This is a genomic window from Streptomyces sp. Wb2n-11, from assembly GCF_001049855.1.
GTDB lineage: Bacteria > Actinomycetota > Actinomycetes > Streptomycetales > Streptomycetaceae > Streptomyces > Streptomyces altiplanensis.
This window is the reverse complement of record NZ_CVPB01000001.1, coordinates 5,805,218-5,817,210: the sequence shown is the minus strand read 5'-3', so window position 1 is coordinate 5,817,210 and position 11,993 is coordinate 5,805,218. Positions and strand designations below refer to the sequence as shown.

At 70.4% G+C, this 11,993-nt stretch carries 14 protein-coding genes; 1 reads left to right on the top strand and 13 read right to left on the bottom strand.

Annotated features, from left to right (window positions below; all coding sequences use genetic code 11):
• Positions 1-2: 2 nt before the first annotated feature.
• The 13 genes from BN1555_RS38040 to BN1555_RS26430 form a co-directional block, all read right to left on the bottom strand.
• Positions 3-773: a phytanoyl-CoA dioxygenase family protein gene (locus BN1555_RS38040; RefSeq protein ID WP_255306180.1), complete on the bottom strand. Its 771-nt coding sequence runs from the start codon at positions 771-773 to the stop codon at positions 3-5.
• Between the two features lie 78 nt (positions 774-851).
• Positions 852-1,631, bottom strand: coding sequence for a class I SAM-dependent methyltransferase (locus tag BN1555_RS26485; RefSeq protein ID WP_093801713.1), 780 nt, complete (start codon positions 1,629-1,631; stop codon positions 852-854).
• A complete protein-coding gene (locus BN1555_RS26480; protein WP_255306179.1) occupies positions 1,628-2,329 on the bottom strand; it encodes an HAD family hydrolase in 702 nt (233 codons plus the stop codon). The genes BN1555_RS26485 and BN1555_RS26480 overlap by 4 nt, the downstream gene beginning before the upstream one ends.
• Positions 2,326-2,775 carry a hypothetical protein gene (locus tag BN1555_RS26475; protein ID WP_093801712.1) on the bottom strand — a complete coding sequence of 150 codons (450 nt, stop codon included), beginning with the start codon at positions 2,773-2,775 and terminating at the stop codon, positions 2,326-2,328. The genes BN1555_RS26480 and BN1555_RS26475 overlap by 4 nt, the downstream gene beginning before the upstream one ends.
• Positions 2,775-3,824, bottom strand: a complete 1,050-nt coding sequence (locus tag BN1555_RS26470; protein ID WP_093801711.1) for an enolase C-terminal domain-like protein — start codon at positions 3,822-3,824, stop codon at positions 2,775-2,777. The genes BN1555_RS26475 and BN1555_RS26470 overlap by 1 nt, the downstream gene beginning before the upstream one ends.
• On the bottom strand, positions 3,811-4,929 hold the full coding sequence (locus BN1555_RS26465) for a hypothetical protein (RefSeq protein ID WP_255306178.1): 1,119 nt from the start codon (positions 4,927-4,929) through the stop codon (positions 3,811-3,813). Before BN1555_RS26465 ends, BN1555_RS26470 begins: the two co-directional genes overlap by 14 nt.
• Positions 4,930-5,383: 454 nt before the next feature.
• Positions 5,384-7,249 (bottom strand): glycoside hydrolase family 15 protein, encoded by a 1,866-nt coding sequence (locus BN1555_RS26460; RefSeq protein ID WP_093801710.1) that lies wholly within the window; start codon positions 7,247-7,249, stop codon positions 5,384-5,386.
• Complete coding sequence (locus tag BN1555_RS26455) at positions 7,231-7,716, bottom strand: hypothetical protein (RefSeq protein WP_093801709.1); 486 nt, start codon at positions 7,714-7,716, stop codon at positions 7,231-7,233. Before BN1555_RS26455 ends, BN1555_RS26460 begins: the two co-directional genes overlap by 19 nt.
• Positions 7,713-7,907, bottom strand: coding sequence for a DUF5999 family protein (locus tag BN1555_RS26450; RefSeq protein ID WP_093801708.1), 195 nt, complete (start codon positions 7,905-7,907; stop codon positions 7,713-7,715). Before BN1555_RS26450 ends, BN1555_RS26455 begins: the two co-directional genes overlap by 4 nt.
• Before the next feature lie 70 nt (positions 7,908-7,977).
• On the bottom strand, positions 7,978-8,652 hold the full coding sequence (locus BN1555_RS26445; RefSeq protein WP_218058202.1) for a hypothetical protein: 675 nt from the start codon (positions 8,650-8,652) through the stop codon (positions 7,978-7,980).
• Between the two features lie 396 nt (positions 8,653-9,048).
• The gene (locus tag BN1555_RS26440; RefSeq protein WP_093801707.1) at positions 9,049-9,501 is read right to left on the bottom strand and encodes a DUF6082 family protein; all 453 of its coding nucleotides are present in this window, start codon (positions 9,499-9,501) and stop codon (positions 9,049-9,051) included.
• Positions 9,502-9,757: 256 nt separating this feature from the next.
• Positions 9,758-10,321: a GntR family transcriptional regulator gene (locus BN1555_RS26435; protein ID WP_093801706.1), complete on the bottom strand. Its 564-nt coding sequence runs from the start codon at positions 10,319-10,321 to the stop codon at positions 9,758-9,760.
• 3 nt (positions 10,322-10,324) lie between these two features.
• A complete protein-coding gene (locus tag BN1555_RS26430) occupies positions 10,325-10,897 on the bottom strand; it encodes an ATP-binding protein (RefSeq protein ID WP_093801705.1) in 573 nt (190 codons plus the stop codon).
• A 282-nt stretch (positions 10,898-11,179) separates the two neighbouring features.
• Between BN1555_RS26430 and BN1555_RS26425 the strand changes: the two genes are divergently transcribed.
• Entirely contained in the window at positions 11,180-11,989 is an 810-nt protein-coding gene (locus tag BN1555_RS26425; protein ID WP_093801704.1) for an SDR family NAD(P)-dependent oxidoreductase, read from the top strand.
• Positions 11,990-11,993: the final 4 nt, after the last annotated feature.

Below are 11,993 nucleotides of genomic sequence, written 5' to 3'. Positions count from 1 at the left end.
TCTCACTCGGTTCCGGGGCGAGCGAGGGCGGTGAACGCCGGGTACTCCAGCCACGGGTCCGACAGAGCGCGGAGGGCTAGGTCGGGGTGCTGGGTGTGGCTGACGCGGAAGTACGCCATCACCCTGGGCGTGCTGCTGGTGTTGATGCCGACCCGGTGCGGGACGAGGTGGTGCATCACGACCACGTCGCCGGGCTCGGCGGTGAGGGCGGTGCCGTCCTGGGCGTCGATGTCCTTGGGTGTCTGGGCCGGCTGCCCCAGGACCCAGTCCGTGGCGAAGTAACGGGCCATCCGGTGGTGCCCGCCGGGTACGTAGTGCATGGCGCCGGCGTCCGCGGTGGCGCTGCCGTCCAAGACGACGCCGACGATGAAGGTGAACGTGCGCAGGTCGCGGGGTTCCAGGTGCGGGCAGGAGACGCCGTCGACGTGCATCCGCTTCACGGGCTGTTGTGCACCGTGCGGCAGCCGGACCTGGATCTGCGCCCGGGTGACCGGGGCGGTGGTCGCGGGCCGCAGCAGGTCTCCGGCCAGTTCAGCGAGGCCGCTTCGCTGGTAGAGGGCGAGGAGGTCGGGGTGTTCTTCCAGCTCTGGGGCGAAGCTGCGTTCGGTGTAGGCGGTGAGCCGTGCGGGGTCGTACGCCTCGGCCAGCCAGCCGCCGACGAGGTCACGGGCCCGGGACAGGACGCTGCCGTGGACCAGGCCATGGCGTATGAGGACGCCGTCGTCGACGAACCGACGCCGCTCTTCGTCGCTCCATGTCATAGGTCGGGGCATGGTGGATCTCCTTCCGGAAGGACGGGGACAGGGCCGGGGCGGGAAGGGGGGCCGCCCCAGCGAAGAGGGAGGGGCGGATCAGCCGCGCCGACCGAGGACGACCTGGAAGGAGGCGTGCTCGATCAGGCCGCCGGCGGCGGCATGCTCGTCGAGCAGGGCGCGGGCACGGCGCTCGAAGTCCTCGATCTGCTCGCCGAACAGCGGCCGGGCGGCGAAGGAGGTCGAGTACAGATAGCCGATCACCGTCTCAGTGCTCCACTCCCGCTCGACGGCGATGGTGTGCTCCTCGACCTGACCGAACGCGGACTCGGCAAGGATCTCGCTGTACGGCCGGTTGTGCGCCGCGTACTTCTTGCCCACCCCGGCACGCCGCTCCTCTCCCAGGTACTCCTGGATCAGGGCCCGCAGAGCGTCGGTCCACTCGGTGCGCGCGGTCCACAAGCTGCCGTCCCCCATGACCGCGACGGTCGCGTCCAGTGCGGTCATGCCCTCCAGGCGCGACAGCACCACGTCCTGGTTCATCCAGTGGAAGGCGCGGCAAACCGTGACGAGATCGGCCCGGTAAGAGGCGGGCGGGGTGAACTCCTCGGCCGACGCGTTGTACAGGCGGACGGCGACCGGCAGCCCGGCGAGCGCCTTGTCGGCCTCGCCGAGCATGCCCGCGTCCTGCTCGACGACGTCGATCTCCGTCATCTTCCCGGCCAGGGCCAGGGGAACCTGCCCGGTGCCGGATCCCAAGTCGAGCAGGATCCGGTGCTCCTTGCCGGCCACCCGCCGCGCGAGCAGCTCGACGGCTTCCTTCGGGATGCCGGGCCGGTAGGCGGCGTAAAACGGGGCGGTGGTGTCGAACTGGCTCACGGGGTAGCACTCCTAGTGGAAGAGGTTGATGGGAGGAGGGTCTGCTCGATGTGCCGGACCGCGCGGGCAAGGTCCGGCACGACCGTGACTCGGCCGGGGTGCTCGGCCAGCAGCCGGAGTTCTTCGGCCGACGGCGGGCACGAGGTGATCCACAGAGCCTGGGCTCCGGCGGCGAGGGCGCCGCGCACGTCGTAGTCGAAGCTGTCGCCGACGTGCAGCACCTCCGCGGGGTTGCGGCCATGCAGTCGAGCGACAGTCTGCACGGCGCCCGGATCGGGTTTGGCGAACCCGAGCTGCCACGAGGGGTGATGGGCTCGGAGATGGGGGGTGAGGAGGGCGGCGACGTTGGTCTCCTGTTCGTCCCAGTGGCTCACGTTCGACAGGGTGACCACCGGCACGACCCGGGCGATCCGTGCCACCGCCTCCACCGCGCCGGCCCACAGGACGAAGCCGGGCGGACGGTGGTCGTGGGGGAAGGCGGACAGTGCGATCCCCAGGGCGGCGCACACCGTCTGCGGCCCCGTCGCATCGCTGCGCGGGTCCAGGGCGTGCAGGATCTGCTGGGCGATCTGCTTCGCCTGTTGGACCGGTAGCGGGGACAGCTCCACCAGGCGTTGCGTCAGCGTCATCCCGGACGGCTCTCCCAGGGTGTATCCGATGTCGAGGCTCACCAGCCGCACGAGGGCCGCCGGGCTCACGAACGACCCGCCAGGGTCGCGATGATCATGCCGATCCGCTCGGTGCGTACGGGACCGGGGCCGGCTTCGCCAAGGAAGGTCAGCAGTTGCCGGGCCTCGGCCGGCGACCAGCCGCTGGTGTCGACACCGGCCTCGGCAGCCGCCTGGGCGAGGTCGTCGGGGATCGTCGGCGGGCGCGAGCCGTGCGGTATCAGCAGCGTGCCGCTCCACTCCTTGCCGACCTGCGTGAGCGGCAGGTCCGGGCCGAGGGGCGAAAGGACGGTGACGTCGTCGAACGTCATGATCCTGACCTTGAGTTCGGGCAGGTGCACCGGTTGGTCGAGGTGCAGGGTCGCGGACAGGAAGGTGTCGTGTCCGCTCAGCCGCTCGTCCACGACGAGTAACACCGCTCCCTCGTATTGCTCCAGGCGGCCGTGGACCACCAGCTCGCCCGTGTGCATGGGCATTACCGGCGCACCTCCATCCCGAGACCGGGCCGATCGGGGAGCACGACGTGCCCGCCGTCCGGCTGGAGCGTGCCGCCCAGCGCCCGCTGACGTCGCGGCTCCCACATCACCTGGTACTCCACCGCGCCCGCCACGTGAGGGAAGGCGGCAGCCAGGTGCACGGCGGGCAGGAACGCCCGGCCGTGCAGGTGGACGGGCACCCTCGCGTCGTGGGCAACGCCCAGCCAGCCCCGCGCTTCGGTAATGCCGCCGCACCACACCGCGTCGAACGTGAACGCCTCCGGCCGACAGTGATCCAGTAGGGCCCTGGCGTCTTCCACATGGGCCAGCCGCTCGCCGAACGCGACCCTCAGCCCTTCCGCCTGAGCGCGCAGATGCGTGTACGCGGCCCGGTCGGTCCGCGCGAGCGGGTCCTCCACCCAGCGCACCGCCTCCGGGGCGAGGAGCGGCCCGACCTCCATGGTCCGCAGGTGACCCCATGTGCCCAGGGCGTCCACCGCCACGCTCTGCCTCGCCCACGCCGCCGCCCGTTCGGCCAGCAGCGCCACTTCGCCGACTTCCGCGTCACGCAGCGCCCACTTGGTGAAGGCGAACCCCTCGCCGGCGGTGGCCTTGACCGACTCGGCGGCCGAAGCGGAGGTCAGGTCCAGGGAGAGCCAGGAGGCGTAGACCGGCACCCGCCGCGCGGGCCGGTCGCTGAGCAGGGCCGCGACCGGGAGGTCAGCGAGACGGCCGTGCAGGTCCCACACTGCGCAGTCCAGCGCCCCGACCGCCCAGCGGCCCAGCCCTGCCGCGTGTGGACCGAGTTCGGCCAGGAGCCTGCGCAGCAGACCCTTGTGGTCGACCACCGGGTGCCGCAGAGCGCTCTGCCCGAGCCGGGTGGCGACGAGCGCGGCGGGCAGCTCGTCGACCGGAGCGAAGACCCCGGTCACCCCGCGGGCCTCGACCACTACCGCGAACCGGCTGTCGCCTGCCTCCCACGGGCCCGCCGCGCTCTCGTCGAGGCGTTCGACCCGCACCCGTTCGATGACCGTGTCAGCGAGGTCCATCGACGAGGTCCTCTCCCGCGTAGGTGAAGTACCACAGCGGCCGGTAGCACTCCCAGCCCATCGGCCGCAGCCCGGTCGGCGCCATGGCCCGCTCGATGGCCGTACGCGCCTGCAGGTAGTACTCCAGGCGCTCCGCGTCCGGTGTCCGCATGCCCTGCATCATCACCGTGTGCGCCTGGAAGACCTGGAAGTTCGGGAACGCGGTGACCACGCTCGCCAGCGCGTTCACCCCGCGCACGAGGTCCTCCATCGGGTCCAGTCCGACGATGTACGTGTACGAAGTGCCCAGCCCCGCCGCCCGCGCCCGCGCCAGCAGGTCCGGCATCTGCTCCGGCCGCAGGCCGGCCTTGGTGGACTTCATCAAGGCCGCTCGCCGGGTGAAGTGCTCGGCCGTCAGCCTGAGCACGAACGGCGATACCTGCGACGCGATGGTCGCGAACGCCTCGTCGCTGCGCAGCACGGAAGTGAGAAAGCCGATCCGGGCCGTGACGCCGGCCCGCTCCAGAGCGGGCCGCAGGGCGGTCAGGTGAGCGACCGCGGCCTCCTCCCGCTCGAAGCAACCGGTGGAGACGGTGACCTCGCTCAGTTCGGCCAGGTTGCGGCGGGGGTGCTGCTCGCCGAGGGCGCGCAGCAGGTCGTCGAGCCCCTGCTCCTCCTGCAGCCGTGGGTCGGCAGCGGCTTCCAGGGTGTTGGGGCACCAGCCGCACCCGACGCACCGGCTGCGGGCGTTGGGATTGAGGGTCGCGGCCCGGCCGTCATTGCGGAAGTACCCTCCGACCGCCTCGTCGGCGTCGATGCGCTCGACGTGTGCGATCAGCTCACCGTTCAGCGACAGCTCGTCGCGCCGGAGCCGGAACGGGCTGGCCGGCCGGTTCAGCGGGACGATGATCTGCCAGGGGACGTCAGGACGGCGCACGAGGCGGAGGCTGACCCGGGCCCGGTGACGGTCCTGGTCCGAGGTGATCCCGTACAGGTTGACGGCGATCAGCAGCACGTCCTCGACGGGCACCCCGTTGGCCAGGGCGACCCGCTCCAGGTGAAGCAGGCGTGCGGCACCGACGGCACCGTCCGAGGATATGGCTTGGCTCTTGGAGAGATGCGGCATGAAGGCTCCAACTGTCGTGGATCCAAGGGAAGGTTGCTACCGGACGGGACGGCGGCCCTCAGCGGCACGGTCCACCCGGTACGGCGATCACATATCGACTGCGGTCGGCTCCTCCACACCCCGCATCCGTGGCTGACGAGCGAAGAATCGAGCCATACGGCGCGGGCAGATGGCGAGAGGAACGGTCACGCCGTCCGCCCCGACCCGGGGCCACCAGATTCAGGTGCTGCCGTGGCGTTGGCCGCACTGAGCGGCTGCTCTTCGGCAGACATCTGGTCCGGGACCTCAGCGGCTGAACTGAGGCTGCGGGCAGCATCGGTCTCGTGCGCGACCATGTGCCCAATCAAGGTGAAACCGATCACATTCGCACCGAGCAGGACGAGACCAGCAGTACGGCCCTCCGGTGCCCGCCGCCGGTGACTGTTCGCCCGGCTGATCGGTAAGCGCGCCAGGCTCATGACGCCGTCCCGGCGGGGTCGGCGGCCAGAACAATGGCGCGCTCGTCGGTGGCCAGCACGAACCTGGCTCCCAGGGCCGCCTCGACGACGGCCAAGTGACTGAACGCCTGTGCGAAGTTGCCAAGCTGGCGACCGGCGTGCGGGTCGTACTCCTCGGCGAGGAGGCCGACGTCGTTGCGCAGGGACAGCAGACGCTCGTAGACCGCGTGGGCTTCGTCGGTGCGGCCGATCCGGGCGAGGGCCCGTGAAAGCCACCCAGTGCAGATCAGGAAATGCGACTCGTCACCGGGCAGCCCGTCGACGCCGACGTGCTCGCCCTCGGTCGGGTAGCGCAGCAGCAGCCCGCTGTCCGTCCCCAGGGCGCGCTGGATCGCCTCGATCGTGCCGATGACCCGCTTGTCGTCGGCGGGCAGGAACCCGTCGGCGAGCATGGCGTGCAGGAGGGAGGCGTCGAGCGCGGTCCCCCCGTAGTACTGGGTGAAGGTGTTGCGCTCGGGGTCGTAGCCCTTCTCGCAGACTTCCTGGTGGATCGTCTCGCGCAGTACCCGCCACCGCTCCAGCGGGCCAGTCGTCCAGCCGCGCTCGATCATCTTGACCGCCCGGTCGAAGGTGGTCCAGGCCATCACCTTGGAGTGGGTGAAGTGACGGCGCGGACCACGGATCTCCCAGATGCCCATGTCGGGCTGGTCCCAGAGCGGCTCCAGCTCCGTGCCCAGTTCGACGACGAGGGCGGCGATGCGGGAGGCTTCTTCCGGACAGGCGAGCGCGACCCAGTAGAGGAAGTCGGCGAGCTCGCCGTACACGTCGAGCTGGAGCTGGCCGGCCGCGCCGTTGCCGATCCGCACCGGCGCCGAGCCCTCATACCCAGGAAGGTGGGGCAGCACCTCCTCCAGCAGGTCCGGCACGCCGTCGATCCGGTACATGATCTGCCTGCGCCCGGGGGTGCCGGCGCATGCTCGGACCATCCAGTCGATCCAGGCAAGGGCCTCGCGCCGGTACCCGCAGCGCAAGAGAGCGGCGAAGGCGAGGGCGCTATCGCGGAGCCACGTGTAGCGATAGTCCCACTGGCGGAAGCCGAGGATCTCCTCGGGCAGAGATGTGGTCGCCGCAGCTACCATCGCGCCGGTCGGGGTGTAGATGAGGGCGGCCAGGGTCAGCAGGGAGCGGACGACAGCCTCGCGGTTCGGGCCGGTGTAGGTGCACCGGTCGCTCCACTCCGACCAGTGGTCGAGGGTCGCCTTCAGCATGGCGTCGAAGGCCGGCTGTGGGGGCGGGCTGTCGGCTCCCTCCCACCACGCCAGGGTGAGCGCGACCGTCTCACCCTCGGTGACGGTGAAGGCGGCGTGGAGGTCGCCGCCGTCCGCCTGGAGGGGAACGGTGGCCTGCGCCCACAGCCGTCCGGTACCGTCCTGGCCGAGGTCGACGGCCACACACCGATCGTCGACGCGGTCGAGGCGGGGCAGGTCGCGTCCGTATTCGGGCCGGGCCCGCAGCAGGGTCCGCATCGGCGTTTCGCCCTGGAGGCCGGTCACGATGCGGACGACCTGGGGCGCCTCGTTGCCCGGGGCCATGAAGTCGGTGACGAGCGCCGTGCCGGTCTCGGTGACCCACTCGGTCTCCAGGACCATGGTGTCGCCCCTGTACCGGCGTACCGGGACGGGCGCGGAGGCGGCGCCGGACAAGGTGGCGGGGGCGAGCTGCCAGAAGCCGTGCTCGGCCGTGCCCAGGAGGCGGGCGAAGGGAGCGGAGGAATCGAACCGGGGCAGGCACAGCCAGTCGATGCTGCCATCCCGCCGGACCAGCGCCGAGCCTCGCTGGTCACTGAGCAGGGCGTAATCCTCGATCAGCCCGGGGCCGCCCACGCCCGGTTCGGGTACGGCAACGTAGAGACGGGGCCATCGGGCTCGTCGCGGTGGACGAGAAGTCCGGTGCCGAGCAGGGGGCGGCACACCCGTGCCATCCGGCGGGCCCCGAGGCTGTGCCGACGAGCCAGCAGTCCGGTCGGCAGTGGCGTGCCGCTCCGGTAGTGCCCGGAGAGGATCCCGGCACGGATCTCCCGCACGACCTCCTCGTCCTTGGGGTGCGTTTCGCCCGGGCGCAGGCGCCGTGCCTCGCCCCGACGCGGGAGGGCAATATCGCCGTCCGCGTCCAGCTCGCGCAGCGCCTGGCGAGTGAGCTTCACCGTCTGGCCTATGGAGCGGGCCAGTTCCTCGGCCGGCGGCAGCGTGGCGTCGCAGGGAAGCGGGGCGACGGTGTCGCGCAGCGCTGCACGTGCCACGGCAAGGTCTCTCTGCCGGGAGAGTTCGCTGGTGGCGGCGCGGGCGCTCACGCGGCCACCGCCTTCGTGGGGCGGTGCGGGGCAACGATCTGCCCGTCCGGCAGCAGCTCTCCGGTGTCCTCGAAGAGCAGGACACCGTTGCACAGAAGGCTCCACCCCTGCTCGGGGTGGTGGGCGGTGAGGCGGGCCGCCTCACGGTCGGCGGAATTGGCGCCGGGACAGGCCGGTTGATGCTGACACATAGGGAATGTCCTTGTAAATAGGGGTAATCAGCGAGTGGCGCGGGTGAGAAGGCGGCTGGCCTCTTCGTGCTCACCGGCTTTTGGCCGGAGTGCGGCGAGTGCAGGGGAGCGCGCCACGGGCGAGGATTCGGTCGGTGAGGTCGACCGGCGTGGTGGCCCGCAGACGACGGACGAGACGGTCGGCGACCATCAGGCGCGTATCCGGGGAGTCGATAGGCAAAGCTGTCTTGATCGGGCGGACCCCGATCGACGGAGGCGGGTAGTACGTGCCCTCCACCGCCACCAGCTCCGCTTCGCGGACGAAGACCGCCACGTGCCCCCTCGTCCTGAGCCGGGGACACTGGTACGCCGAGACCCGGGCATGGAAGCGACACACGGGCGGCTCGGTCGTCGTCACGCCCTGGTCCCAGTCGTACTCCGGATCTTCGGGCGAGCCGGTCGGCCGGGGCAGCACCCACAGCACGCCATACTCGGTGCGGGTGGCCGGCCCCATGCCGACTTGGCACAGCAGCCGTTTCATCGCCTGGCGCTGCTTGAGAGGGTTCATCACCGCGTACTGCGGTGCACCGGTCTGGGAACCGCGAACCTGGGGCCACAACTGGCCTTCTTCATCCCGGTTTTCAGTCCCCTCGTGGTAGATGCCATCAGGACCGATCCGTAGGGACGGGGTGCGGACCTTCTGGTACGACCACAGGGCGACGGCGGGTACCGGAAGCAGCCGGGGCTGGCGAAGGGCGGTGGTCACCGCGCCTCCCGCAGCATCTGGGTGCGCAAGCCGTTCTGCCGGAGCGCGAGCGATCCCGCAAAAACGAACGCCGACGTGTGCACTTCGGCGGCGGTCTGATTCACCTGGGACCTCTCTTGTAGTGGTGGGTGGGTCCTCCGCCGGGCGGGCGGCCTCGCGCGGGGGTTCGCGTCACCGGGGCCACCCGGCGGAGGAAGCGGGCCGGCCGCCGTGTTCGGGTCGTGAACGGGACCACTCGGCGGCCGGGGCACCGCGCCCTCATGTCGGGCGCAGTGCCGCCCCCCGGCCGCCGATGCGTTCGGCAGGCCATTCATTGAGGGGCCCGGCTAGGTGCCCTCCCGATCGCGCCTCGGTGGGCAGCAACGGGGAGGGTGGTCTGGAGACCGTCCGGGTACGTCAGGAAGCAGTGGCGAGCTGCGAATCCTCGTGGCGGGTCGCGAGGTCGTACTCCTCATTGAGGAGCGTGAGGAACTCGATGTCCCGGCGGTCTGTCGCCTCGGCGAACCGGAAGGCGTGGTGCCGCTGCCAGTACTCCCGGACACCGGGCCGCTCCATGAGGTGCCGGATCTGCACGACCAGCGTCCTCTTGTTCAGCAGGCCCAGGCGGTACTTCATCTGGGTGTAGGAGATCTGCCGGTTCACGGCGACCGAACGGGCGAACTGCTCGGGAGTCAGACCGTTCACGTCCCACAGCGCCAACTGCCGCTCGTCAGTGGTGATGTCCGAGCACAGCCGTTGGTGGAGCGCCGTCGAATCGAAGTCGAGGCGCTGCCGGTGACGCCGCTCGGCCAGAGCGACACCGACACCTCCCACGACGGTGGCGGCGAGGATGGTGGTGGAGAGCTTCATGGCGTGATGCCCTTTCGTACGGTGGAAAACGAGTGCTGGGGAGCCATGCCGGCCCCGTACGCCGTGGCGTCGAGTGAGAACGGCGATGGGAGAACGGGCTGGCCGCCGACTTCCCCACGGAGAGCAGCCGGGGCGCGATCGGCGCCACCTCCGACCAGCCTCGGATCCAGCGCTTCCTGCTGGTCCCTCACGGCTGCCGGAGACCCGTGACCAGGGGCAAGGGGCGGTTCGTTGCCCTTTGCGGTGGGAATGCAGGTCAGGTTGCCCGGACCGGTGTTGCCACTCGGATCCGCTTCGAGGGGAGGACGGTGACCAGCCCCATCGCCGCCAGGTCCTGGAGGGCGAGTTCGACCCGCTCTGCGGAAGCCGGCGTGAGGCCGGCCTCCGCCGTGATGCGCATCCGCGACAACATGCTCCCGGGCGGATGGGTGCCATCGTTGATGGCAGCGCGCAGGCGATCCGTGATCTCTCGGGCGCTCGGCCCCGGTCGAGTCGCTTCCATCAAGTCCATCAAGGCACGCACCAGGCCGCGCGCTGGCGTGCTCACCGTGGTGAACTTGGGCTCGACCTCGTCGCTGGGCCTCTCTACCGCCGCGACGAGGCTCTGCCAGCGGGCCTGATCGGAGGGGGAGCCGGTGGCAGCCTCCAGCCGGGCCTTGGCGATCGGCAACCAGGGCTCTACGAGTTGCCGGACGGCCTCGACGTCGTTGCTGGTGTAGTCGTACCGGTTTCCGATCCGCCACAGCGCGTCCAGCTCCGACCGGAGCTGTTTATACGTCGCTTCGGCGCTCTGCGACCCGACGCCGTTTACCGCGTCCACGGCTCAGAGCTCCCTGACGCCGACGAGCACACGGCCGAGCAGGTGCGGGTCGGGCCGGGGCCGTCTACGCCCGGTCGACGGAGGCCGCCCCGGGGGCCGCTCCAGGCTCTCGCTCTCACCGACACGGCTCATGGAGCTGAGGCCGACCTCGGCCCACACCACCTTGCCGGACCTGCCCCGAGCCGGGTAATGACCCCAGCGACTGCTCATCATCGCGACGATGAGGACCCCTCGCCCTCTCGTCGCCTCGAACCCGGGCTCCGTCAGCACGGGCGGCCTCGCGTCGCGGTCCCACACGGACACCCTGACGGCGTCACGCACTATCTCCAGCGCCAGCTCGAAGGTCTGCACGTCGCACTGCGAGGAGAGCAGAGAGACCTCCTCGCCCTCCTTCTTCTTGGGGTGCCGTACCGCATTGGTCGTCAGCTCCGAGACGATGAGCTTTACCGTCTCCACGACCTCGGCCGGCACGCCCCAGCGGGAGAGAACGTGAGCCGCGTGCAGCCGTGCCAGGCCCACAGCGTTGGGCGTGTCGGCCAGCGTGAGCGTGTCTCGCGGGTGTGGTGTCTGGGACATGGTGCCTCCCGAGTCGGGAGAGGAGCGCGGGGTGCCGCTGGCTCTCGCTTCGTGTTGGGGACTGCCTGACCCGGGTTCGACGGTTGAGCGATGGTGAATTGCCGTTCCGGGTTCTTGTCGTCACCCGGGTCCGTAGCGCCGATGCCGGCTGGTCGCCGCTGCACGATTGGCCCTGGGTCGGGTACGCCCATAAGAGAACCGCTGCGGCGCCCTGGTCAGAAAGGGGGCATGCAGGATGTCTTCGACCACGCGGGTTGGCACGGTTGTTTAAGGGGTGCGCAGATGACGGACGCAGGGCATGACCGCGGACAGCAAGGGGCGACAGGGCGGTTCGCGGGCCGCCGCATTGTGGTGACGGGAGGCTCCAGAGGACTGGGCGAGCACGTGGTGCGCCTGCTCCTGTCCGAAGGAGCGCAGGTGGCGACGTGCGCCCGGAAGTCCGAGCCGTTGGAAGCGCTTCGCAGTTCGCTGGACATGCCGGCTGCTCTGTTCGTCCGGTCTCTGGACGTATCCGTGCCGGAGCTGCTGGGGCAATTCGTAGAAGACGCCGCCTCAGCGCTGGGCGGGCTGGATGGTGTCGTCGCGTGCGCGGGCGGTGCGCGGGGGCGGGGAATCACCCAGGCATCTGCCGAGGACTGGTCGGCGACGTGGGAGATGAACGTCGGCCACGTCGCCCGGCTGGTCGCGACGAGTACCCCGCATCTGCGGGAAACCGGCGGCGGATCGGTCGTCGTGGTGGCTTCGGTATCCGGGTGGAAGCCGGGACCGCAGGCTCAGTACGGCTCGGCGAAGGCGGCTCAGATCCACATGGTGTCGTCCCTGGCCAGGGAGCTGGCCCCGGACGGCATCCGAGTGAACGCGGTCTCGCCGGGATCGATGCTCATCCCCGGCAAGCGGTGGGACCGGATGCGCCAGGAGGACCCACCGGCCTACGACCGATTCCGCTCGGAGTTCCCGGGGGGTGAGCTGGTGCGACCGGAGGAGGTGGCGGACGTGATCGCCTTCCTGCTCTCGGACCAGTCGCGTGCGGTAACCGGGATCAATCTGCCCGTCGACAAGGGCCAGAACGCGCCGACGCCGGAAGGGTACTGACCGG